The sequence below is a fragment of the Jatrophihabitans sp. genome (assembly GCF_036389215.1).
Taxonomy (GTDB): domain Bacteria; phylum Actinomycetota; class Actinomycetes; order Mycobacteriales; family Jatrophihabitantaceae; genus Jatrophihabitans_A.
The window spans coordinates 1-23,536 of the sequence record NZ_DASVQG010000142.1; the positions used below are offsets into that span (position 1 = coordinate 1).

General features: G+C 69.7%; 22 protein-coding genes. 10 read left to right on the top strand and 12 right to left on the bottom strand.

The window, feature by feature from the left end; all coding sequences use genetic code 11:
• Nucleotides 1-223: hypothetical protein (locus VF542_RS06810; protein WP_408650945.1), on the top strand; the 223-nt coding region annotated here is incomplete at its 5' end.
• Between the two features lie 84 nt (nucleotides 224-307).
• Here the strand turns inward: VF542_RS06810 and VF542_RS06815 are convergent.
• The 6 genes from VF542_RS06815 to VF542_RS06840 form a co-directional block, all read right to left on the bottom strand.
• A complete protein-coding gene (locus VF542_RS06815) occupies nucleotides 308-1,573 on the bottom strand; it encodes a class I SAM-dependent methyltransferase (RefSeq protein WP_408650946.1) in 1,266 nt (421 codons plus the stop codon).
• A complete protein-coding gene (locus tag VF542_RS06820; RefSeq protein ID WP_408650947.1) occupies nucleotides 1,570-2,991 on the bottom strand; it encodes an FAD-binding protein in 1,422 nt (473 codons plus the stop codon). The genes VF542_RS06815 and VF542_RS06820 overlap by 4 nt, the downstream gene beginning before the upstream one ends.
• A 106-nt stretch (nucleotides 2,992-3,097) precedes the next feature.
• Entirely contained in the window at nucleotides 3,098-3,649 is a 552-nt protein-coding gene (locus tag VF542_RS06825) for a DUF5130 family protein (protein WP_408650948.1), read from the bottom strand.
• Nucleotides 3,639-3,986 carry a hypothetical protein gene (locus VF542_RS06830; RefSeq protein ID WP_408650949.1) on the bottom strand — a complete coding sequence of 116 codons (348 nt, stop codon included), beginning with the start codon at nucleotides 3,984-3,986 and terminating at the stop codon, nucleotides 3,639-3,641. Before VF542_RS06830 ends, VF542_RS06825 begins: the two co-directional genes overlap by 11 nt.
• Nucleotides 3,987-4,079: 93 nt before the next feature.
• A complete protein-coding gene (locus VF542_RS06835) occupies nucleotides 4,080-5,516 on the bottom strand; it encodes an amidase (protein ID WP_408650950.1) in 1,437 nt (478 codons plus the stop codon).
• Between the two features lie 9 nt (nucleotides 5,517-5,525).
• Nucleotides 5,526-6,041 (bottom strand): HNH endonuclease, encoded by a 516-nt coding sequence (locus VF542_RS06840; RefSeq protein ID WP_408650951.1) that lies wholly within the window; start codon nucleotides 6,039-6,041, stop codon nucleotides 5,526-5,528.
• Between the two features lie 225 nt (nucleotides 6,042-6,266).
• Between VF542_RS06840 and VF542_RS06845 the strand changes: the two genes are divergently transcribed.
• From VF542_RS06845 to VF542_RS06865, 5 genes are all read left to right on the top strand, one after another.
• Nucleotides 6,267-7,226, top strand: a complete 960-nt coding sequence (locus tag VF542_RS06845) for a mechanosensitive ion channel family protein (protein WP_408650952.1) — start codon at nucleotides 6,267-6,269, stop codon at nucleotides 7,224-7,226.
• Nucleotides 7,227-7,317: 91 nt separating this feature from the next.
• Entirely contained in the window at nucleotides 7,318-7,698 is a 381-nt protein-coding gene (locus tag VF542_RS06850; RefSeq protein ID WP_408650953.1) for a globin, read from the top strand.
• Between the two features lie 319 nt (nucleotides 7,699-8,017).
• A complete protein-coding gene (locus tag VF542_RS06855) occupies nucleotides 8,018-9,544 on the top strand; it encodes a glycoside hydrolase family 13 protein (protein WP_408650966.1) in 1,527 nt (508 codons plus the stop codon).
• 249 nt (nucleotides 9,545-9,793) lie between these two features.
• Nucleotides 9,794-10,498 carry a formyltransferase family protein gene (locus VF542_RS06860; RefSeq protein WP_408650954.1) on the top strand — a complete coding sequence of 235 codons (705 nt, stop codon included), beginning with the start codon at nucleotides 9,794-9,796 and terminating at the stop codon, nucleotides 10,496-10,498.
• A gap of 108 nt (nucleotides 10,499-10,606) precedes the next feature.
• The gene (locus VF542_RS06865; RefSeq protein WP_408650955.1) at nucleotides 10,607-11,587 is read left to right on the top strand and encodes a sigma-70 family RNA polymerase sigma factor; all 981 of its coding nucleotides are present in this window, start codon (nucleotides 10,607-10,609) and stop codon (nucleotides 11,585-11,587) included.
• Nucleotides 11,588-11,671: 84 nt separating this feature from the next.
• Here VF542_RS06865 and VF542_RS06870 read toward each other — a convergent pair whose 3' ends face one another.
• A complete protein-coding gene (locus VF542_RS06870; protein ID WP_408650956.1) occupies nucleotides 11,672-13,108 on the bottom strand; it encodes an MFS transporter in 1,437 nt (478 codons plus the stop codon).
• 343 nt (nucleotides 13,109-13,451) lie between these two features.
• Here VF542_RS06870 and VF542_RS06875 point away from each other — a divergent pair, with 343 nt between their 5' ends.
• Together VF542_RS06875 and VF542_RS06880 are read left to right on the top strand one after the other, a co-directional pair.
• Nucleotides 13,452-13,772: an NIPSNAP family protein gene (locus tag VF542_RS06875; RefSeq protein WP_408650957.1), complete on the top strand. Its 321-nt coding sequence runs from the start codon at nucleotides 13,452-13,454 to the stop codon at nucleotides 13,770-13,772.
• Nucleotides 13,773-13,838: 66 nt separating this feature from the next.
• Nucleotides 13,839-15,173, top strand: a complete 1,335-nt coding sequence (locus tag VF542_RS06880) for a phthiocerol/phthiodiolone dimycocerosyl transferase family protein (RefSeq protein ID WP_408650958.1) — start codon at nucleotides 13,839-13,841, stop codon at nucleotides 15,171-15,173.
• 335 nt (nucleotides 15,174-15,508) lie between these two features.
• Here the strand turns inward: VF542_RS06880 and VF542_RS06885 are convergent, their stop codons facing one another.
• Nucleotides 15,509-15,919 carry an SgcJ/EcaC family oxidoreductase gene (locus VF542_RS06885; RefSeq protein WP_408650959.1) on the bottom strand — a complete coding sequence of 137 codons (411 nt, stop codon included), beginning with the start codon at nucleotides 15,917-15,919 and terminating at the stop codon, nucleotides 15,509-15,511.
• A 145-nt stretch (nucleotides 15,920-16,064) separates the two neighbouring features.
• Nucleotides 16,065-17,615: a GMC family oxidoreductase gene (locus VF542_RS06890; RefSeq protein WP_408650960.1), complete on the bottom strand. Its 1,551-nt coding sequence runs from the start codon at nucleotides 17,613-17,615 to the stop codon at nucleotides 16,065-16,067.
• A 169-nt stretch (nucleotides 17,616-17,784) separates the two neighbouring features.
• On the opposite strand from VF542_RS06890, the gene VF542_RS06895 reads away from it, so the two are divergent.
• Nucleotides 17,785-18,834, top strand: a complete 1,050-nt coding sequence (locus VF542_RS06895) for an LLM class flavin-dependent oxidoreductase (protein ID WP_408650961.1) — start codon at nucleotides 17,785-17,787, stop codon at nucleotides 18,832-18,834.
• 288 nt (nucleotides 18,835-19,122) lie between these two features.
• Here VF542_RS06895 and VF542_RS06900 read toward each other — a convergent pair whose 3' ends face one another.
• Both VF542_RS06900 and VF542_RS06905 read right to left on the bottom strand, forming a co-directional pair.
• A complete protein-coding gene (locus VF542_RS06900; protein ID WP_408650962.1) occupies nucleotides 19,123-20,322 on the bottom strand; it encodes an acyl-CoA dehydrogenase family protein in 1,200 nt (399 codons plus the stop codon).
• A gap of 38 nt (nucleotides 20,323-20,360) precedes the next feature.
• A complete protein-coding gene (locus VF542_RS06905) occupies nucleotides 20,361-21,200 on the bottom strand; it encodes an SAM-dependent methyltransferase (protein ID WP_408650963.1) in 840 nt (279 codons plus the stop codon).
• A 255-nt stretch (nucleotides 21,201-21,455) separates the two neighbouring features.
• Here VF542_RS06905 and VF542_RS06910 point away from each other — a divergent pair, with 255 nt between their 5' ends.
• Complete coding sequence (locus tag VF542_RS06910) at nucleotides 21,456-22,526, top strand: DUF2332 domain-containing protein (RefSeq protein WP_408650964.1); 1,071 nt, start codon at nucleotides 21,456-21,458, stop codon at nucleotides 22,524-22,526.
• A gap of 25 nt (nucleotides 22,527-22,551) precedes the next feature.
• Here the strand turns inward: VF542_RS06910 and VF542_RS06915 are convergent, their stop codons facing one another.
• Nucleotides 22,552-23,289: an SDR family NAD(P)-dependent oxidoreductase gene (locus VF542_RS06915; protein ID WP_408650965.1), complete on the bottom strand. Its 738-nt coding sequence runs from the start codon at nucleotides 23,287-23,289 to the stop codon at nucleotides 22,552-22,554.
• Nucleotides 23,290-23,536 lie beyond the last annotated feature (247 nt).

Genomic DNA, 23,536 nt, shown 5'->3' on the forward strand with positions numbered 1-23,536 from the left:
GGCCGGACTCTGGGACCGGCTCACCACCGAGACGGCCAAGTTCCTGGTGATCGGGCTGTACCCGTCCTGGTCCAGCGCGATCGATGAGCAGACGCTGCGGCTGGCGGACGACTTCCTGGCCGACACCAGCCACCCGGCCGCCCTGCATCGGCTGATCAGCGAGGGCCGATCGGAGGTCGCCCGGGCGCTCCGGGGCCGGGCGGTCGACGCCGCCGCCGGCTGAGCAGGCGCCGGCCTACGGCCGCGGCGGGCGGGGTCAGGAGCCCAGTCCGGTCAGGAGCGCAGTCCGGTCAGGAACCCAGTTCGATCAGGAACCCCAGTTCGGGCGCAGCGGGAACATCGCGTCGCCGGACTCGGCCGTCTTGACCGCCAGCACCTGGTGCAGCTGCACGCCGTTGGTCTCGAAGCCCACCCGCGAACCGGCCATGTAGAGCCCCCACACCCGGGCGGTGGGCTCGCCGACGTCGGCGACACAGGCATCCCAGTTGCGCACCAGGTTCGCGCACCAGTGCTTCAGGGTCAGCGCGTAGTGCTCGCGCAGGTTCTCCTCGTGGCGCACCTCGAAGCCGGCGTTCTGCGCCTCGGTGATGATGCGGCCGGACCCGGTCAGCTCGCCGTCGGGAAAGACGTAGCGGTCGATGAAGTGGCCGGGCATCGGGTCCTGCTTGTTGTCCGGGCGGGTGATGCAGTGGTTGAGCAGCCGGCCGCCGTCGCGCAGCTTGCCCTTGAGAAAGGCGAAGTAGGCCGGGTAGTTGCCGACCCCGACGTGCTCCATCAGGCCGATCGAGCTGATCGCGTCGTAGCCCGAGCCCGGCGCGTCCCGGTAGTCGCTGTGCAGGATCCGCACCTGCTGGGACAGCCCGTCCCGCTCGACGGCCGCCGCGCCCCAGTTCGCCTGGGCGGCCGAGAGCGTCACGCCCACCACCTGGACGCCGTAGTTGGCGGCCGCGTGCCGGGCCATGCCGCCCCAGCCGCAGCCGACGTCGAGCAGCCGCATGCCCCGTTCCAGGCCCAGCTTGCGGGCCACCAGGTCGAACTTCTCCTCCTGTGCCTCCTCCAGGCTGGCGTCCGGCTTGGGGAACACCGCGCAGGTGTAGGCCATCGACGGCCCGAGCACCTTCTCGTAGAACTCGTTCGACACGTCGTAGTGCTTGCCGATCGCCTGGGCGTCCCGGTCGCGGGAGTGCCGCAGGCCCTCCATCACCCGGCGCCAGCGCGGCAGCGACTCCTGCGCGGGCGGCTCGGGCGGCAGCAGGTTGCGCCAGCCCATCTCGCGCAGCAGCACCCGTGCCTCGGTGGGGGTGGGCCGGCGGAACCGCCAGCCGCCCAGGCATCGCAGTGCCTCGTAGGGATCGCCCGGATGTGCCCCGTGCAGCACCAGGTCACCCTGCACGTAGGCCCGCGCCAGCCCCAGGTCACCCGGCGCGGTCGCCAGGTAGCGCAGCCCGCGCTCGTTGATCAGCTGCAGTGTGAATGCCGCGTCGAGCGGGCCGAAGGAACTGCCGTCGTAGGCCTCGAACCGCATCGGCGCGCCGTCGACAGTGAGCATCGACACCAGGTCGGCGATCTTCATCTGCGTCCCACCGCTTTCTCATACAGCCCGGTCAGCCGGTGGCCGGGATCGTATCGGTCCTTCAATTCGGCGTAGACCGTGCCGCCGTACACCGCGGCGAAGGTCTGCCGGTCGTAGTAGGCATCGGAGTACAGCGACTTGTGCCCGGCGTGCTCGGCGACCGCGGCCTCGACGAGCCGGTTGACGTCACCGTCGGACTTCCCGTCCACGATCGGCACGGTGCCCCAGAAGCCGACGTTGACATAGACCTGGCCCGGCGACAGCGGGTACAGCGGCCACGGCTTGGTCGAGCCCTGCCGGTCCTCGTCCGGTCCGTCACCGGGCTCGCGCAGCTTCAGCGGGCACAGCCACACCGGCGACATCCCCACGTGCTCGGCGAACCAGCGCAGGAAGGCCGGAGTCCGCTCCAGCGGGATCTCGACGTCCTGCACGACCCGCTCGCGGGGCGGCTGCCGGCGCACCCGGTCGATCTTCTCGGCCACCTTGAACCGGTGGTCCAGGGAGATCAGCCGGTGGTAGAAGTCGCTGCGCCGGTACCTGGCCGGCCACAGCCGGCGGATCACCGGGTTCTGCACGCCGAAGGCGCCGGAGCACCAGAACCAGTCGGTGTCCCAACGCCACAGGTAGTCCGAGACCGCCAGGCAGTCCCGCTCGCGGGCCGGGATCGAGCGGTAGTAGATCTGCTGGCCGGTGTAGTCGCTGGCGGCCTCGACGCCGGCCGCTGCCGGGCTGTCCGCCCACCGGCCCAGGCACAGGTAGGCCTGGTCGGTGCTGAAGACCGCCCCGTCGAGGAAGTCGACCGGCTCACCGGCCCAGCTCCGCTCCGCGGTGATCTGCCCGACCGCCGCGGCGAGGGCGTCGAGGTCTGCGAACCGGACGTTGCGCAGGCCGACGAACCCGCGCACCGGGTCCAGTTCGATGAGCAGCCGGACCGCGTAACCGAGGCTGCCGTAGGAGTTCGGAAAGCCCGCGAACAGGTCGGGGTACTGGCTGGGGCTGATCGTCAGCAGCCGGCCGTCGCCGGTCAGCACGTCCATCTCCAGCACCGACTCGTGCGGCAGGCCGTTGCGGAAGGACGAGGACTCGATGCCCAGGCCCGTCACCGCGCCGCCGAGGGTGATGGTCTTCAGCTGCGGCACCACCTTGGGCATCAAGCCGTACCGCAGGCACTCGGCGACCAGTCGCTCGTAGGTGCACATGCCCTGCACGTCGGCGGTGCGGGCGATCGGGTCGACCGAGAGCACCCCGTCCAGGCCGCTGACGTCCAGGCCCGCCGACGCCTGCTCGGTGCGCGGCCGGAACAGGTTCGAGGTGCGCTTGGCGAGCCGGACCGGCGTGCCCTCCGCGATGGCGGCGTAGGACGCGGTGAGCGCGGCGAGCGCCTTGGCGTGAGCGCGGTCAGACAGGGTGGCAGTCATCGTCCTTCAGCCTATCCAGAAGATGTTTTCGCTAACTAAGCAACTCCGGGACGGGCGGGACATCGCGTCTGCCGGCTGAGCACCCGCCGCACGGAGCGGCCGGCCGTCAGCCTTGGCCGGCGGCGTCGGCGAGCTGGCGCAGGCCGGTGACGATCCCACCGGTCAGGTCACCGTTGGCGAACGAGCCGCGCATCGCCAAGGCGGCCAGCGCGGCGATCCGATTCGGGATCCGGCGGGCCGACTCGCCGCCGGTGACGATCTCCAGCCGGCGCTGGCCCGGTGAGATCGCGACCAGCACCGGGGCATGGTGCCGGGCGGCCAGGTTGGCGAACATCGCTTCGGCAGTGGCCCGGCTGGACGGCCCGAGGTCGCCGACGTACAGGCTGAACAGCAAGCCGGTCTCGCGGGAGGCCAACGTCAGGGCCTCGTCGATCCGGGCGAGCTGAGCCGGCTTGAACGGGCGGTCAGGGCTCAGGTGGGTCTCGCGCTGGGTGGTCATCTCCTTGACCCGGGGCTCCGAGTCGTAGGGGTCCAGGACGCGGGCGTCGGTGTCGTTCGGGTCGACGGGCTCGGAGTCGGCGTTCGCATCGTTCTGGCGGTCCGCATCGAGGGATTGCATGCTGGTCGCGCCGGTCGAAGCCTTCAGGTCACCACTCACCGCTGGCACCTCCGCTGGCCGCAACGGGCTCGGCAGCCACTCGGCCGGGAAGGGCCGCCGGTTGTGCGGTGGCGCCATGCCCGTCGAGAAGGGCCGGCCGGGCACGGGCGCCGTCGAGCGCGGCCGCATGCGGATTCGGCTCGGCCGAATGCAGGCTCGACACCGGGCCGGCATGCTCGGGGTGCGGCAGGTACCAGACCGGATTGAACTGCCACGGCCCGCCCGGCCGGTAACGCGGGGCGCGGTCGTTGGCCCGGGCGTACACGACCGCGGCGACCACGAGCACGACCGCGGCCGGGATGCCGACGAAGACCAGTGCCGTCTGCACGATGCTCATACGCATTCCTCCGCCCGGGTGACGAGCCACCCTCGACCCGCACCTTCGATAGTGCCCTCCGGCGATCCCTGCCATCACACGGTATCGAAGCGCTCAGGCCTTCCACATCGGCGGGTGCCGGTCCGCCCACGGCGCGGCGGCCTCGACCTGGGCCGACAGGGCGAGCAGGGCCGCCTCCCCCGCCGGCCTGCCGACCAGCATCACGCCGACCGGCAGGCCCTCGGCGCTCCAGTGCAACGGCAGGCTGGCCGCCGGCTGGCCGGTCGCGTTGTACACCGCGGTGAACGGGGTGAACCGCTTCTGCCGCTCGAAGTCCTCAGCCGGGTCGACCGGGTCCGCCGCGGTTCCGCTGAACCAGCCGATCGGCCGTGGTGTCAGGGCCAGGGTCGGGGTCAGCACCGCGTCGAACTCGGCGGTGGCAGCGATCGCCTGCCGGCTGACCAGGTTCAGCAGCCCCAGCGCGGTCGAGTACTCGGTCGCGCTGATCCCCCGGCCCCGCTCGCGCAGGTAGCGGGTCAGCGGGCGCAGCTCCGCCTCCCGGTCCGGATTCACCGGCGCGCTGGCCGCCGACACCGCCCACACCGTCTCGAAGGCCGGGATCACTGCCGCCGGCATCGGCATCGGCATGTCCATCACCTCGTGACCGAGGCTTTCCAGCAGGACGCTCGCGAACTCCCAGGCCGTCCGGCACTCCAGGTCCACCTCGGCACCGGGGATCGGCGGCTGCAGGTAGCGCCCGATCCGAAGCCCCGACGGCGCGCGGTCACACCAGTCCAGGAAGGTCTCGCCGGCCGGCAACGGCGGTGCCCAGTTCGGGTCACCGGGCTGCGGGACGGCGGTGGCGTCCAGGAACGCCGCGGCGTCGCGGACGGTGCGGGCCAGCGGGCCGAGCACCGACAGCCCGCTGGAGTCGGCGTCCAGCGGGCCGCGCGAGATCCGGCCCCGGGACGGCTTGATGCCGTACACACCGGTGACGCTGGCCGGGATCCGGATCGACCCGCCGCCGTCGGAGCCCTGGGCGATCGGCACGAAGCCGGCCGCGACCGCTGCCGCCGCGCCGCCGGAGGATCCACCGGCGAGCCGGCCGGTGTCCCAGGGGGTGCGCGCCGGCGGCCCGATGTCGGTTTCGGTGTAGCAGGGCAGCCCCAGCTCGGGCGTCGCCGTCTTGCCCAGGGAGATGGTGCCGGCCTGCCGGAGCAGCGTCACGACATGGTCGTCGAGGTCGGGCACGAAGTCCCGGTACACCCGCGAACCCAGCTTGGTCGGCACCCCGGCCGTCAGGTTCAGGTCCTTGATGGCCGTCGGCACGCCGTGCAACGGCGGCAGCTCGGCACCGGAGAGCAGCTGGGCGTCGGCCTGCCTGGCCTGCTCGCGAGCGGCGGCATCGGTGACCGTGACGAAGGCGCCGACCTGGCCGTCCAGCCGTTGGATCCGGTCCAGGAAGTGTGCCACCAGCTCCGAGGAACTGACCTCCCGCCGGCGGATGGCCGCGGCGGCGTCCAGGGCGCTCAGGTCGTGCAGATCTGCCATTCAGGCAGGCTAGCTGGCGACCCGCCCGCCGTTGCTCCAGGCGTCCAGGTACGGCTCCCAGCTGGGCTCGCGGACGTAGCCGACCGCGAATCCGGCGTAGCCGGCCGGCTCCTTGGGGGTGAAGGCCAGGCTCCAGCCCAGCTCGGCCAGCAACCGGTCGGCCTTGCGGTGATTGCACGAGGCGCAGGCGGCGACGACGTTGACCCACTCGTGCTTTCCGCCGCGGCTGCGCGGGACGACGTGATCGATGGTGTCGGCCCGGCGCTGGCAGTAGGCGCAGCGCACACCGTCCCGGTACATGACGGCCCGGCGGGTCAGCGGCACCCGGCTGCGGTAGGGAACCCGGACGAAGCGGCTCAGCCGGACCACCGACGGCGCCTCGATGGCCACCCGCGCGGAGTGCAGGATGGCACCACCGGACTCCACGATCACCGCCTTCTCGGCCAGCACGAGCAGGATCGCCCGCCGCAACGGCACCACGCACAGCGGCTCATAGGTGGCATTGAGAACCAGGGCCCCACTCATCCGGTGAGCCCCACCGCAGAGACCGCGGCGCACGGCAGCGGCGCGTCGCACGATGCGCTGCACGACGTGTCGAGCACAAGCGATCCCGTCACCGGCCTCACCTCCGGGTGTCGGAGTCCAGTGAACCCGACGAAAGTGCTTCGCGCATCCATAAAGATCGACTTATTACCGAGGTGTCGCCGCCCGTACCCGGCCGCTCGGCCTGCCGGCCGGGCAGTGCCGCAGGTGGCAGTCTTAGCCGCCGTGGACCTCTCTGGAAATCAGCCGGCCGCGGCCCTGCGGCCCGAGCCTGCAGCGCTGCGCGGTTTCTGGCACGAGCACGCCGGCGTGCTGATCGTCAAACCCTTGCAACTGCTGGCCATCGTGCTGGTGGCACTGGTGGTGCGGATGCTGGCACACCGCTGGATCAACCGGCTCAGTACCGCCAGCGTGGACGGCCGGGTGCCGGCCATCCTGAGCCCGCTCACCGAGCGCGCCGGCGGCCTGCAGTTCTGGGAGTCGGCCGGCCTGGTCAGCGAGCGCCGCAAGCAGCGAGCCGACACCATCGCCTCGGTGCTGCGCAGCGCGGTCAGCCTGCTGATCTTCCTCACCGCGTTCCTGCTCGGGCTGCAGGTGTTCGGGATCAGCCTGGCGCCGTTCGTGGCAGGTACCTCGCTGGTGGGCGTCGCGGTCGGCTTCGGCGCCCAGAACGTCGTCAAGGACTTCCTGTCCGGGATGTTCATGATGCTCGAGGACCAGTACGGCGTGGGCGACGTCATCGACGTCAAGGAGGCCACCGGCACCGTCGAGGCGGTCGGCCTGCGCACCACCCGGCTGCGCGATGTCGAGGGGGTGGCCTGGTACGTGCGCAACGGCGAGATCGTCCGGGTGGGCAACATGTCACAGCAGTACGCCCAGGTGGTCCTCGACGTTCCGGTGGGCATCGGGGAGGACGTGCCGGCGGCGCTGGCGGCGATCTCGCGCGCCGGTGCGGAACTGTATGCCGACGAGCAGTGGCTGCCGTGCCTGCTGGCAGCGCCGGAGGTGCTGGGCATCGAGCAGCTCGGGCGGGCCGAGACGGTGCTGCGGCTGGTGGCCCGGGTGAAGCCGCTGGAGCAGTGGCGGGTCGCGCGCGAGCTGCGGGCCCGGATCCGGGCCAACCTCGACAGTGCCGGAGTGGGGCACGCCCTGCCGGTGGCGGACTGACCGAACCGGGAACTGAGCTGAGCAACGATCCGGTGAGGAACAATGGTGGGGTGAGAGCGGCGGACATGCGGGCAGGAGTCGGGATCCCGCGGTGGTGAGCACGGACTTCTTCGAGCGCGCCGGTGGCGAGCAGACCTTCCGATCGTTGGTGCGGCGGTTCTACGCAGGCGTCGCGGCGGATCCGGTGCTGCGCCCGCTGTACCCGGAGCAGGATCTGGAACCGGCCGCGGACCGGCTGGCGCTGTTCCTGATCCAGTACTGGGGCGGGCCGGGCACCTACTCGCAGAACCGCGGCCATCCCCGGCTGCGGATGCGGCATGCCCCGTTCGTGATCGGCACGGCCGAACGCGACGCCTGGCTGCGGCACATGCGCGAGGCGCTGGACTCACTCGACCTGCCCGAGGACGTGGCGACCGAGCTCTGGAACTACCTGAGGATGGCTGCCGAGTCGATGCGCAATTCGCTCGGCTGAGCCCGCCCGCGGCGCCGCGCAGGCAGCTTGACGGGCTTTCCGGGCCGGGACACAATGGGCTGGAAAGGCTTACAGGGATGGTCGGCCGGGACCGTTGACCCCTTGCCTGGTGAAGCGATCCGCTCAACGAGCCCCGGAGGAACGCGTGTCCGACACGCCCACTGAGAACAACCGTGACCAGAACAGTCATGACCACTCCAGCGCCGACGCGGCCGGCAAGGTGGTCGTCGTCGACGATGTCGACGGTGCGGCGGCGCACGGATTCGTCAGCGGCCCGGGTGCGCCGTACCTCACCGGCGCCGACTGGTGGCGCAGCGCGGTGCTCTACCAGGTCTATCCCCGGAGCTTCGCCGACGGCAACGGCGACGGCATGGGGGACCTGATCGGGGTACGGAACCGGCTGGATCACCTGCGGCAACTGGGCATCGACGGGATCTGGCTGAGCCCCTTCTACACCTCGCCGATGGCCGACGGCGGCTACGACGTGGCTGACCCGACCGACGTGGACCCGATGTTCGGCACCCTGGCCGACTTCGACGCCCTGGTGGCCGAGGCGCATGCCCGCGACATCAAGGTCACCGTCGACATCGTCCCCAATCACCTCTCCGAGCAGCACCCGTGGTTCCAGCAGGCGCTGGCTGCCGGCCCCGGCTCCCCGGAGCGAGCCCGGTTCCTCTTCCGCGACGGCAAGGGCCCGGACGGCTCGGAGCCGCCCAACAACTGGCCGTCGATCTTCGGCGGCCCGGCCTGGCAGCGGGTGCCCGACGGCCAGTGGTACCTGCACATCTTCGCTCCCGAGCAGCCCGACCTGAACTGGGAGAACCCCGAGGTCAGTGCCGAGTTCGAGCGGATCCTGCGGTTCTGGATGGACCGTGGGGTGGACGGCTTCCGGGTCGACGTGGCGCACTCGATGGCCAAGCCCGCCGGGCTGCCCGACATGGACCTGACCAACTACACCGGCCCGCACACCCAGCTCGATCCCGACCTGCGCTTCGACCAGGACGGGGTGCACGAGCACCTGCGGATGTTCCGGCGGGTGATGGACTCCTACCCCCACCGGATGGCGGTGGGCGAGGCCTGGGTGCCCGACGACGAACGGCTGGCGCTCTACGTCCGTCCCGATGAGCTGCACCTGACCTTCAACTTCCGGCTGGTGGAGGCGCCGTGGTCCGGCGAGGACCTCACCGAGGCCATCGACGGTTCGCTGAAGGCGATGTCCGAGGTGGGCGCCCCGTGCACCTGGGTGCTGTCCAACCACGACGTGGTCCGCCACGTCACCCGGTACGGCGGCGGCGCGCTCGGGCAGGCCCGCGGCCGGGCCGCGGTGCTGCTCACGCTGTCGCTGCCCGGAGCGGCCTACATCTACAACGGCGACGAGCTGGGGCTGGAGAACGTCGAGCTGCCGGACGAGGTGTTGCAGGACCCGACCTGGGAACGCAGCGGTCACACCCAGCGGGGCCGGGACGGCGAGCGGGTGCCGATGCCGTGGGCGGGCGACGAGCCGCCGTTCGGCTTCAGCACCTCGCCGGGAACCTGGCTGCCGATGCCGGCCGGGTGGCGGTCCTTCACCGTCGAGGCCGAGTCGAAGGATCCCGAGTCCACCCTGTGGCTGTACCGGCGGGCGCTGCGGTTGCGCCGCGAGCTGAACGAGCTGCACGGGTCGTCGTTCGCCTGGCTGAAGGCTCCCGAGGGCTGCCTGGCCTACCGGCGGGGGCCGAACCTGGTGGTCGCGCTGAATGCCGGCGACGTTCCGGTGGAGCTGCCGCCGGGTGAGGTGCTGCTGTCCTCGTCGGTGATCGAGGGCGCCAAGCTGCCTGCCAACACCGCGGTGTGGCTGCGCGCCTGAGCCGTGCCGGCGGCTGACCTACCTCGCGGCGCCGGTTCTGCTGTGGCTGCCGCGCAGTGCCGAGACCGAGGAACCCCGCCAAGGCTCGATCTGCTGGTCGCGTAACGCCATTCACCGCGCCTGGAGAGGCCTCACCGCCCCGCTGACGGGCTGGGCCACCTTGGAGCCGAACTAAAGCAACGTCGGACAGACCATGCCCCAAACCGGACATAGGCTTATAACGAGAGAATTCGACCTCTTGGGGAGTTAATGAACATCTTTCTGTCCGGTCAGGGTGCGTTCGCCGTCGATGTAGCCGAAGCCGTCGTCGAGAACGGGCACAAGATCATCGGTGTGGCCTCGCCGCGGCAACGCAAGACCCACAGCTACGCCGGGGACGACGCCAATCCGATGACCTGGGACCGCCTGCGCTCCTGGGCCTACCCGCGCGGTATCGACTGGATCCCATCGCTCGACCTGCGAGCCCACCACATCCCCGACGGCACCGACGTAATTCTCGCCGCACACTCGCGCGCCTTCATCGGGCGGCGGACTCGCGCCCGCGCCCGGGTGGCCACTATCGGCTACCACCCGAGCCTGCTGCCGCTGCATCGGGGCCGCGACGCCGTGCGCTGGACGATCCGCGACGGTGACCGGGTCAGCGGCGGCTCGATCTACCACCTCACCGAACGTACCGACGCCGGCCCCATCGCCGCGCAGGAGCACATCATCGTCCCGCGCAATGCCACCGTCGAATCGCTGTGGCGCGAGCACCTCGCCCCTCTCGGGGTGCGCCTCATCGTCCGCGTACTGGACGACCTCGCCCGCGACGTACGCATCGAGGTCCAGCAGGACGAGGCCCTGGCCTCCTGGGAACCGGCCATCGGTGTCCCTCCGCTGTTCAAGCCCGAACTGATCGAACTCCCCGGTTCCGTCGCCGTCCGCGGCGACCGCTGGGCCCTCAACGGGTTCTGATCGCTGGCCGCCCGTAGGGGCGGTGGCACGCCGCGCCGAGGATGCCGTATGACCAAGAACGCCGGGTATGGTGGCCCCCTTGGCGGCGTAGCGGAGGAGGGCCGTGGAGTGACGACCAAACAAGAAAGCTTCGAGAGCCTCATCGAACCGTTCCGAACGGAACTGTTGGCGTACTGCTACCGCATGATCGGCTCGGCTCATGACGCCGAAGACCTGGTCCAGGAGACGTACCTGAGGGCATGGCGGGCGCGGGACCAGTACGACGAGACTCGAAGCTCCCTGCGAACCTGGCTCTACCGGATCGCGACGAACGCCTGCCTGACCGCCTTGGAGGTTCGCGGCCGCCGGCCGCTGCCCTCAGGGCTGGTGGCAGAGTCGGACCCGCGCGAGCCGCTGGTCCGCGGAGAGAACGTCTCCTGGCTGCAGCCGTTGCCGGACTCGTTGCTGGACGCCGGCGATCCCGCTCGGGCCGCGGTCGACCGCAGCAGCCTGCGCCTGGCGTTCGCCGCCGCCCTGCAGCACCTGTCCGCATGGCAGCGTGGCGCGCTGATCCTGCGGGACGTGCTCAGCTTCTCCGCGTCCGAGGCAGCGGAGATCTTAGGCACAACCACCGTGTCGGTGAACAGTTCGCTCCAGCGCGCCCGTACCCGGGTGCGTGAGCTCGGGGTCCGGCAGGAACGTCTCAGCGAGCCGTCGGCAACCGAGCAGCGTGCCTGGGTCGAACGCTATATGAAGGCGTTCGAGCACGCCGACGTCGAGGGCCTCAAGCGGCTGCTCACCGAGGACGTGATCATGGAGATGCCGCCCATGCTGAACTGGTTCTCGGGCTGCGGCAACTACGGCGTGTTCATGGAATGGGTCTTCAAGGCGTCCGGATCGGACTGGCGTCTGATAGCTGTCGCAGCCAACGGCCAGCCCGGTTTCGCCGCCTACCGGCGCGTCGGTGGCGGATACCAGCTGCACACGCTGCAGATCTTCACCGTGACTGCGGAGGGCATCAGCCGGAACTCGGTGTTCCAGGACTCCGAGGTCTTCGCGGCTTTCGGTCTGGCGGCCGGACTCGACGCGCAAGGCCTGGTCGGCGTCTGAGGCTGGTCGCCCGCTCGTCATGTCGGGCGGCGGACGCGCCATGGCTCTGGCTGGAGCCACCACGCGCCGCCGCCGACCGTCCACTCAGTCCGAGACGCTCTGGGCGGCCACAGCGGCCGGCTGCGGCGGGCGCGGGCGCCGAGCCTGCAGAACGGTGCGGGCCAGGACCACCCCCGGGATCACGCCGAGCGCTGCTACCGCCGAGATCCAGACCGCGGTCGTGGACATTGCCGAACCCGCGATGTGGGCATGGGTGTCGCTGCCCACGCGGCTGAAGAGCGTCAGGTAGATCGCCCCGAATATCGTGATCCCGGCGACCTGTCCGAGCTGGACGACGGTGGTCAGCAGGCCGCTGGCGTCAGCTGCCTGGGCCATCGGCACATTGACCAGCGACTGGGTGAGCAGCGGGCTCACCGACAAGCCCATCCCCACGCCGTTGAGCATCGTGCCCACCCACATCAGCGCGCCGCCGGAGGTGCCGCTGTGCATGGCGATCCCGATCAGGGCGTAGGAGAGCGCGGAGAGCGCCAGGCCCGAGGGTGCAAGCACAGGATGTAGCCGCTCAGGGAGTTTGCGCCAGTAGAAGCCGGTCAGACCGAAGGTGATGGACATCGGCACGTAGGTCAGCCCGGCGCGCAGCGCGCTCTGCCCCAGCCCCGCCTGCAGGTGCAGGGTGAAGACGAACAGGAAGCCCCCGTAGGTGAGCTGCACGCACACCAGCGTCATCATCCCGACCGACATGCCCGAGGCCCGCAGCACAGAGAAGTTGAGCAGCGGGTCGCCGCCGCGGGCCGCCATCCTGCGCTCGAACTGCACGAACACGACTGCCAGTACGGCACCCGCGGCGATGCACGCGTACGTCCAGGCCGGCCAGCCCAGCTCACGTCCTTGAACGGCGGGAAGCACCATCAGGAACACCGCGGGGACCGCCACGGCCAGGCCGAACAGATCCAGCCGCCTCCGCCCGGTGGGCGCGTCCTGCGGGAGCAAGCGCGGCACCAGCGCGATCAGAACCGCGCCGATCGGCACGTTGATCATGAACACGGGCCGCCAACCGGTGTCGAATAGATCGGCGTTCACAATGACCCCGCCGAGGATCAGGCCTGCCACCGCGCCCGTCGCGAGGACCGCGCCGTAGGCGGACAGCGCCTGAGCACGCGCCTTGCCCGTGAACTGCATCTGGATGACGCTCATGATCTGAGGCACCATGATCGCCGCGCCGGCCCCCTGGGCGAAACGGAAGACCACGAGGGTGGCGACGTTGGGCGCGAGCGCGCAGGCGGCGGACATGAGGGTGAACACGACGACGCCCAGCAGGTACATCCGCCGCCGCCCGTAGAGGTCACCCAGCCGGGCACCGGTGATCAGCAGCATCGCGTAGGCGACGATATAACCACCCACCACCAACTGCAGGGACGCCCCGGAGGAGTGGAACCGCGTACCGATGGAGGGCATCGCCACATTGACGATGAACACGTCGACCAAGCCCATGAACTGTCCCAACAACAGCAGTACCAGCATCAGCCACCGTCTGCTGGCCTCTGCGGTGGGTGCCGCGGCCGACCCTGTCGTGGTCATCGTTGTCTCCGTCCAGTAGCTCCACCCCCGGTCACGGCGCCGGTTCGCGGCCAGCCGAGGCTCGGTCATATATACCGACCACGGGGCAAGAACTCATCGGACACGCTCACGGCGATTGACCTGTTCTGGCCGCTGGGCGGCATTTACGAAGAAAATCACCTGCTGAGCCCGGATTAGGCTCGGCGAACGGAGCGCTCGAACCGCCCTTGCCCCGTGTTGGGGCGCCGCCCGCCTCCGACCGCGAAGCAAAGCCACCACACAAACCCTGAAGGGGAGTGAAGATAGCGTGATCTACGAATTACGCGAATACTCCGCAGTCCCGGGCCGCATTTCCGCCTTGATACGCAGGTTCAACGAGCACGCGCTGAAGGGTTTCGCCAAGCACGGGATGGAGGTCGTCTTCATCTCGGTGACCGAATTCGGGACCAACACGATGAATGAAATCGTATACGTCCTGCGGTTCGACTCCTACGACGACCTCGAGCGCAAGTGGAAGTCCTTTCTAGCCGATCCCGAGTGGATCGAGGCCAAGAGGCTGAGCGAGGTGGACGGCCCGATCGTGGCTTCGCTGCAGCGGCGGATCCTCACCCCTACACCGTTCAAGTAAAGGCTGATGATCGGGTTCCGGCCTGACCGCCGGCACCCGAGCCGCCGTGAGCATTGCCTCGCGCGCATGGCCCTCGACACCGCAGTTTCGCCGACGCGGGCTGAACCGGATTTCGCCGTGCCCACCAGGCACGCGACGAAGTCATTTCAACTGACTGCATCGTTTGGCCCTCTCCATAGACACGAAGGCTCACATATGACGCTCGAGCAACGTTCCTTGACCTTCTTCGAATCAATGTTCGCGCGAGCACGGGTTGGCCCGGTAGTGGCCAGTCTCAGTCTGCAAGGTGAAGTGGACGCGGCAGTCATGGACCAGGCCGCACGCCTGCTGCAGCGCCATCATCCGGTGCTTCGCAGCTCCCTTCGCCAGTCCGACGACGGCATCGCCCTGGTGGTGTCCGAAGAAGGTGCCGGGCTGGTGCCGGGCGCGGGCACCCTTGCCCACGAGCTGAACGTCCCCATCGAGCAGGACCGTCCGGTCAGCCGCATCGCGCTGTCCCAGACCGCGGATTCGGCAGTGCTGAGCCTCGCCGGCGACCATGCTGCCAGCGATGCCAGGCTGAACACGCTCCTGCTGCACCGGTTGCTCGGCTACTACACCGATCTGCTGCGCGGAGTGGCCCCCGAGCCGCCCGGCGAACCTGCTTTCGAAGGGACTCTGGAGGATGCACTGCTGGCCGCAGGGTACGAGCCGAATCCGGTGCGGCCGGTCGAGGACACCGATACGCCCTTGACCCTGGCGGTGGACGCCGCCGCTCCCGGCGAGCTGGGCGTGCGCAGCTTCAGCTACGCCCAGGACACGACCGCCGCCCTGATCGCGGCCGGCCGCCGCGGCGGGGTGTCCATCACCAACTTGCTGAGCGGGGCCATGGCCTGCGCGGTGCGTGCCCAGTTCTCCGCCGACGCCGGCCCGCTGCCGGTCTCGCCGGCCTTCGCCGTCGACCTGCGCCCGCGGGTGGATCCACCGATCCCGCCCGATGCGCCTTTCTGCTGTGTGGCACGCCTTGTCTGCGGCACCCTGGTAGATGCCGATGACCAGCCGGTCGAGGTGGGCCGACGGATCAGCACGCAACTGCAGGCGGCCCTGGAGCAGAACGAGATCCAGCGCAGGCTGCTGACCCAGCGGGTCACCGGCCGCCCCGTGCCGCTGCGGGCGATGTCGTTCATGGTGTCCAACATCGGCATCGTCGAGGACTACACCCTGCCTGACGGGCTGCGGGTCACTGACAGCCGCTGGGCCACGACGGCACGCGGACCCGTTGCCACGCTGTTCGGGTCCACGGCCTACGGCAGGCTCACCCTCGACCTGGTCTACGACACCGCGTTCCATCGGGACGATGTGATCGAGAATGTCGCCAAGCACTTCGAGAACTCACTGGCGGCCGCCTGCCAGGAGCACTGACAGCAGTTCAGGGTACGGCGACCTGGACCGGCCCGACCGTAGCGGGACAAGTCTCCCGCCTCCGCGGTCGGGCCGGTGTGGCCTTTGCGCAATGAGGAAGCCGCGCCGTGTCGTGCGGGCAAGCCACCGGATCCGCCGCGACGCCGTCCCTTACGGGCGCGGGAAACCGCGGTGCAGCGTTCTGCAGGGTGCCAGCGTGAAGCCCTGAGACGTCGATCCCGGAGGGACCAACTTCTGCAGGGGCTTCACGCCGTTCACGGCACGCGTCAAGCACTCGACCGGCTCGTCAGGCGTCTACATCGCGACGCACAGCACAACGCCGGCCTGTCCGGGGCTCAGTGGCCGGGAGCCAGCTTCGGGCTGTTGTGGTAGGCGGCGATCATCCATTGGCCGTCCCGCTTCTCCAGGACCCACGTCGCGTAGATCTTCCGCTGCTCGGGAACCTCGGTCTCACCGGCGAACAGGATGCCCGATTCGCTGATCACGATCGCGCCGTCGTTGCCGAGGAAGCGAATGCTGAGCTGGTCGTCGACGGTGGAACTACCCTTGAGCGGCCCCTCGAAGCCCGCGCCCATGCTCTGACGGATCACGTCACGGTCGCTGCGCATCGAGCCGGGCAGGATGGCGGTCGCGTCGGGGGTGTAGTTGGAGACGAAGGCGTCGGCGTCGTTGGCCTCCCATGCCTTGTAGGCCTCACTCAGCACGGCGTTGACTGCGGCCTCGTCTTCGGTACGACTGTCTGACATCGGATTCTCCCTTGTAATGGTCCCCCGAGATGTTCCGGCGGGGCTCGTCAATACATACCGGTGGCGGGGTCAGAACTCATCGCGCCTCGGCAAGGATGTCCATACGTGCTCGACAGAGCCGGCGGGGCAACGAGAGTGCGTGCGGTCATCGCTCGCGCAGCAGCAGCGACGCCCTCTCAGCGATCATCAGCACGCTGAGCAAGGTGTTCGCGCACACCATGGTGGGCATCACCGAGGCGTCGGCGACGAAGAGGCCCTCCGTGCCGTAGACGCCGCAGTACTGGTCGACCACGGCGGCCTCGTCGTCCGCCGCACCCATCCGCGCTGTGCCTACCGGGTTGTAGGCGGTGTCTATGGCGGAGGCGATGTAGGCCCGCATGGCCTCCTCTGAAGCCAGGATCTGCTCGTTCATCAGAACCACGTGCCTGCCGTGCTCGAGAACCGCCGGCGTGGTCGCCAGCTCCCAGCACTGGCGTACCGCCTCGGCCATCAGCGGGTAGTCCCGCTCGTCGGACAGATATCCCAGGTCGATCCGGGGCGCTACGCTCGGGTCCGCTGACTGCAGGGTCACGCTGCCACGTGAGTGCGCGCGCCGGGCCACCGCCATCACCCCGTACACGATGCTCCCGTCGGCTCCCTTGCGCAGCTCCGGAAAGTGGTGTGCCAGATCGAAGCGGTTAACCATCGCGTAGTACATGTCGTTGGCCCGGGCGTCGGAGCCCGACGAGGTCGTGCGCAACACGATCTGTCCGGTCGACGCGCCGTAGTTGTCCCGGCCCGGCTTGGGAGTGACGAACACCCCGATCCGCGGCTGGTCGATCAGTCCCGCGCCGACCCCCGGCCGGTCCACCCGGACGTCGATGCCCAGCCGGCGCAGCTCGTCGGCCGGGCCGATACCCGATCGCCACAGGATGGTGGGGGTCCAGACGGCCCCGGCGGCGAGGATCACCCGGTCGGCGCTGACCTCCTCGCCGTCCACGATGACGCCGACCGCCCGGCCGTCGCGGATCACTATCCGGTCGACGCAGGTGTCGGGGAAGACTTCGAGGCCGGCCCGGTCCTGGGCAGGCCATAGGTAGGCCATGGCCGTGGAGACCCGGGTCCGGGCATCGCGGCGGGTCGACGGGATCGGGCCGACGCCGTAGGAGCCGGGGTGGTTGTGGTCCTCGGCGTAGGGATATCCGTTCGCCAGGCAGCCGTCGAGGAAGGCCTGCTGCACGGCGGTGAGCTCCTCCTCGCGCCAGCGCCGGATCGGTAGCGGGCCGGTGGCGTTGTGGAATCTCCTGTGCCCGTAGTCCAGATCGTCTTCGACTGCTGCCAGCGTGGGCAGCGCCTTGGTCCATGACCACAACGGATTGCCCAGCTCGGCCCACTCGTCATAGTCGGCCGGCATGCCGCGGATCGCGACCGTGTTGCCGATGGCCGAGCCTCCGCCGCTGACCTTGCCTTGGGGGAAGGCGACCCGGCGATCCGCGGTGAGCTGGGCGGCCAGGCCCCAGGAGTGCTGCACCAGCGACATGGAGTTGCCGTCCAACAGATCCTGGGGCATGGCGGCGGCGTCCTGGTAGTGGGTACCTGCCTCCAGCAGAGCGACCCGGCGCCTGCCGTCCTCGCTGAGCCTGGCGGCGAGGACGCACCCAGCGCTTCCAGCACCGATGATAATGTCGTTATATACTTGTTGTCCCATATAAAACATAATCGATCTATGGCCACTTTGGGCGCTACCTTTAAGTTGCCAGGCTTGTCCGATTTAATTGGATTGCTACTGTACATCGGGCGGCAGCTGCGCAGCGCGAGAGAAGCACTGCAGTGTGCCGGGCAATACCGTCGAGAACATCCCAAAAACGTCCTAAGGAGTGTTCGGCGTGGATAAGGGGTTGAAGACCAGGCCCGGCCTGGCGGTGCAGTCCGGCACGGTGCCCTTCGCGGTGCAGGTAGCCGTCGAGGCCGAACGGCGCGGGCTTCCCTCGTTCTACTCCAGCGAGTTCTACGACCGTTCCGCGGTGGTGACGCTTGCCGCCGCAGCGACGGCCACCTCCCGGATCCGGATCGGTGCCGCCATAGCCTGGGCGCTGGGCCGCACCCCGGTGACCACCGCCACCGAGTTCCGCTCACTCGCCGAACTCGCACCGGGCCGGGTCCGGCTGGGCCTGGGAACCGGCAACCCGCAGGTGATCGCGGACTGGCACGGCCTGGACGAAGCGCGCCCTGCCGCACGGCTGGCCGAACTGGTGCCGCTGATCCGTAAGATCTGGGAGGTCGGGTCGGCCGCGGTCGACCATGACGGTGAGTTCTACCGCTGTCACATCCCGGCCGACCCGATGCTCCAGCCCTGGCCGGAGCCGGCGGACGAGGTCGCCGGCGACAGCCGCCCCCGGATCCTGCTGGCCGGCGGCCGCCTGCCGATGATCCGCGCCGCGGGCACGGTCGCCGATGGGCTGATGGGCCTGCCACTCTGCAGCCCGGCCTTCGTCGAGGAGGTGATCCGCCCCGCGCTCACCGACGCCGCGTCCCGAGCCGGGCGGGAGCGGCCCGTCCCGATCACCGGGCTGATCATCTGTGCCGTCAGCGAGAACTCCACGCAGGCGCGCGCCTTCGCCGCGACGCAGCTTGCGGTATTCGCGGCCCGGCCGTCGGCCTCCCCGCTCATGGCGTTCCACGGGTTCGAGGCCGAGGTCGCCGTGATCCGTGAGGCATTCCAGCGGCGAGACATCCCGGCCGTGGTGGCCGCGGTGTCGGATCGGATGCTCGACACGCTCGCCGTCTACGGAACGCCGGACGAGGCCCGGGAACGGTTCTCCACGACCTTCGATGGCGTCTATGACGAGCCGCTGCTCTTCACGGCGGGCAAGGGCATGCCCGAGGGCGGGTTCCGCGAGAGCGTGCTGTCCGTGTGCGAGGCCTTCGGGGAATGACCGCGGCGATCGGCGCCATCGCGCGGCGTGCTGGATTCGCCGCGGCCTAGGCGGCTCGCGCCGGCGCAGACGCGACTGTTGCCCGGGCCGGCTGCCGCTCAGGGCGGCTGCCGAGTCCAGCCCGAGCTCGATGTCATCGCATCGACGCCTCGGTGCCCTGCCTGGATGACCCGATCAGCAAACATGAAAGCCCGCAGGCGGCCCGAGAACATCCTCGAACGCGCCTGCGGGCTTCATCTCGACGGCTGTGCCGGGACCACACCACCGGCGTCCACACGCGGTACCGCGCTAGCGCCGCATCACGAGTGATTCGCTGTTGAGCAGGAAGTTGCCGACCGTCTCGAAGTGCGAGTACGACAGCGCGATGTGCTTGGTCACCGTGTTCACGTCACGGAAGGCGCGCTCCAGCCGGCTGGTCGCATACATCGAGGTGGTCCCCGCCAGCGTGTACGCACTTTCCACGGCCGCCGTGGTGGCCTCGCCGACGGTGGCCGAAGCAAGCCGGACCAGCGAGCTGAGATCCTCGCCGGCAGTCCCGGATTCCTCCACCTGCCGCGCCGCTTCGAACAACAGTAGCCGTGCTGAGTACACGGCCAGCTCGGCCCGCGCGAACCGCTCCTGGACCACATGGTTCGCAGCCAGCGTCTGCGTTCCGCTCGACGGGGTCTTCGCGCGGGCCGCCGTGTGGAACGCATCCAGCGCGTCCTCCGCGACACCCAGGGCGACCGGCGCGGTCGAGAACGGCCCGAAATCGAAGTACCCGATCGGATAAGCCCGCGACGGTCGCTCCGGAGGTGCCTGGACCATCCGCCCCTTGCGAACCGCCAGTTCCTCCGGGACGAACTGCTCGTCCACCTGATAGTGGTTGCTTCCGGTACCGCGCAAGCCCACGGTGTACCAGGTGTCGAGGAAGCGGACCTTCGAGACAGGCACGAAGAGCATCACGATGTCCGGGCCCGTGGGAGTCAGGACCGGCTGCCAGTCCTTGCACAACAGCGACGTGCACACCAGCCAGTCGGCGTGCGCCGAACCGCTGGCCATCGCCCATTCGCCGCGCAGCAGATAGCCACCCTCTACCGGCTCGGCAAGGCCGGACGGCTTGACCCCGCCGACGGCGAAGCCGTCGCAGTCCAGGAACAGTCGCCGGGAACTCTCCTCGGGAAGGTAATCCGACAGCCGTCCGATGGCGCCCTGGACGCCGATCTGCCACGACACCGAAGCATCGAGCCGGGCCAGCGATTCCAGCGCGATCATCCCGGCCGTCAGCGACACCTGCTCGCCACCGAACTCGCGGGAAACCCACATGCGGGTGAATCCTGCGTCGCGCAGCGCTTCGTAGACCGGGCGGGGCATCTTGCGGTCGCGCTCTGCCACGTCGCGGTACTTCTCCACGATCGGCGCGACCTTGTCGGCCCGCGCTAGCCATTCGGACTGTTCCTCGTTCGGCGCCGATTCCGGCAGCCGATACCGCTTCAGTCGGTCGTTCATCCCATCCGCTCTCTCTACCTCGTTCGGCCCCACCCGCCTCAGCGCTTACGGGCGACAGCGACCCACATCGGCAGGGGCTTGGAGCCTGACGTATCGGTCGGCCGCCACTCGTGCGTGCCCACGACACCGGGCTCCAGCAGTTCCATGCCCTCGAAGAACCAGGCGACCTCGGCGCGGGTACGCCGCACCACCGCCTCGCCGAACTTTTCGTCCATGGCGTGCAGCGCGACATTCATCCCGGCGTCCTGCTCGTCCAGGGCGAAGTGCGACACCGCGACGTAGCTGCCCGAGGGCATCGCGTCGAGGTATGCGGCCAGCATCCGAGCGCCGTGCTCGCGATCGGCGATGAAGTGCAGCATCCCGAACAGGATCAAGCCGATGGGCTGGTTGAAGTCCAGCGTCTTCGACGCCTGCGCGATGACATCCTGGGGGTCGTTGAAATCACCTTGCACGATGGTCACGTCGCGGTTGCCCTCCTCGGCCAGCAGGTGCTGGCCGTAGGCGACGACGACCGGGTCGAGGTCGACATAGACAGTCTTGGCGCTCGGCGTGACCGAACGCGCCGCGAGATGCGTGTTGTCCATGGTCGGTACGCCGGGAGCGATGTCCAGGAACTGCTGGATCCCGCAGTCCGCGGCCAAGTGGCGCACGATGCGGCCCAGAGCGCCCCGGGCGGCTTTCACGTCCACCTTCGCGCCTTCCACGCCGCCCGGCTCGCCCGGCCATTCCGCGAAGGCGAATTCCGCGACCTGGCGATCGGCGGCGAAGTTGGCGCTGCCGTCGAGCAAGTAATCCAGGATTCGCGGGATGTGCGGAACCCGTGGGTCGACGCCATCGGGCACAGTTTCACTGACGGCTGCAGCCGAGCCATCGAACATGGTGCACTCCCATCTAAGTCGGGCGGATCCGCACGAACCGGCGGATATTTATCAGCATGGCGTCGGACGCCGAGCGTGACTGCTCTCTGCGTGCTCTGCCGAATGTGCTGCTGGCACAGGGAATCCGGCGCGAACGCCCCGAAGTGTGAGGGCCTCGGCACATGGCCTTTGTCGTAGACAGCGCTACGGGTCGTACCCGTTCCGGAAGGGCTGGGCGGTGTGGCCCGGCTTGCCGTAGCGGCCTATGGTCGCCGTGTGATCACCTTGGCCGACCGGTTCCGCCGTCACGCGCGGATGATGCCGGACGGGCTGTACCGGACGCTGTTGCTGGCGATGGCCGAGGACTGGCAGTCCGGCGGCGTGGTTGCCGAGATCTGCCGGGACTGGGCAGCGGCGCCAGGCTCGGCGGTCGTGCAACTGCGGCTGCTGGCCGGCATCCAGCGCCTGGTGCTGTCCGGGGCCGAGCCGCGATTGGCGGTGTACTACCCGAACCTGGGCGGCACCGCCGCTCCGGACGGGGCCTGGCAGGACTTCGAGCCGGTGCTGCGACGGCACGTCGGCGAGCTGCGCGCCGCGCTGGCGATCGCGCCGCAGACGAACGAGCCCGGCCGGTCCGTACCCCTGCTGCTCGGGCTGTTCGACGCGGTCCGGCGGTCGGGGTTGCCGTCGGTGCGGCTGCTCGAACTCGGCGCGTCCGCCGGCTTGAACCTGCTGGTGGACGAGTTCTTCATCGCCGGCGACGGTTGGTCCTACGGGCCGGCAACCTCGCCGCTGTGGTTGGTGGACGCGGTGGACGGCCCGGTCACGCCGGTGCCGTTCGCGGTGGTGCAGCGACGCGGCTGTGACCTGGCGCCGGTCGACGTATCGACCGCCGAGGGCCGGCTGTGGCTCACCTCGTTCGTCTGGCCCCATCACCTGCACCGCCACGTTCGGCTGCGCGCGGCGCTGGCGATCGCCGAATCGCGGCCGGTCGTGGTGGACCAGGCGTCCGCGTCGTCCTGGCTGGCGTCGGTGCTCGAGCCTCCGGCCGCCGACGGCGTGCTCACCGTGGTCTGGCACTCGATCACCCGGCAGTACTGGCCGGTGGAGGAGATCGCGGCGACGGCGTGGGTGCTCGGCACCGCTCGGAGCCGGATGCCGATCGCGCATATCGCCATGGAGAGCCCGGTGTTCCAGAACGACCGCTCCGAGGGCGAGCCGGAGTACCGGCCGGCCGAGCTGACCGTGCAGCTCTCGGTGCCCGGTGGGCTTGCCGATCCGGAGCCGGTGCTGCTCGGCACGGTGGCCGACCACGGAGTTCCGGTCCGGCTGGCCACGTCGCCGTGACCGCGATGGCCCGGCGGGGCCGGGCTCAGGCGGCTGGAACCTCGGTCAGCTCGGGTCGCTCGGCGCCGTGCGGGATGTCGATGCTCGCCTCGCCGGTGCGCAGTAGCCGCAGGATCACCCGCGCGACGTAGTCGGTGCTCTGCACCACGAAGCCTGGGAACGGCTCGGCCCCGAGGTGGTAGATGCCGCCGGCGAACTCGGTGGCGGTCAGCGACGGGAACACCGCGGACACCTCGATGCCGTCGGCTGCGAGCTCCAACCGAGCCACGGCGCTGAACATGGCGAGGCCCGCCTTGCTGGCGGCGTAGGCCGACACCGTCGGCGCGGGTGTCTGGATCACTCCGGAGGAGACGTTGACGATCCGGCCGCCGCCCTGGTCCCGCATGGCGGGCAGCACGGCCCGGGTCATCGCCTGCGCACTGACCAGATTGAGCTCCAGCAGCTGACTGAACTCCTCCGGCTCGGTGTCGACCAGCAGCTTCAGGATGCCGGCGCCGGCGTTGTTGACCAGGCCGTCGATCCGGCCGTGCCGGTCGAGGGTGGCCTGGACCAGCGCCTGCCGGGCGCCCGGGTCGGTGACGTCGGTCGGTACCGCCAGCGCGCCGCCGAGCTGCTCGCTCAGCTGGAGCAGCCGGTCGGCGCGGCGTGCCGCCAGCACCGGCTGGGCGCCGGCCTCGTGCAGGGCCCGCGCGGTCGCCTCGCCGATGCCGGACGAGGCGCCGGTGACGATCACGGTCTTTCCGGTGAGGTCAAGAATGGTCATTGGCTCATTGTGCAGCTTCGGCCCGGGCGGCTGAGGGCAGTGTCGGTTCGGCACCGCGCGCGCGTCACCGTGACACCGCAGGAGGTCCTGTGCGGCTACAGCGACAGCAGGCCGAGCGGGTGGCCGTCGCTGACATAGGTCGAGCCGTACGCCGCGGCGACCCGGACCCAGCCCGGGCTGACGTCGACGGCGACTTCGGAGTCCCTGGGCAGGAAGCCCATCCGGGTGAGCGCGCTCAGGGCCCCGA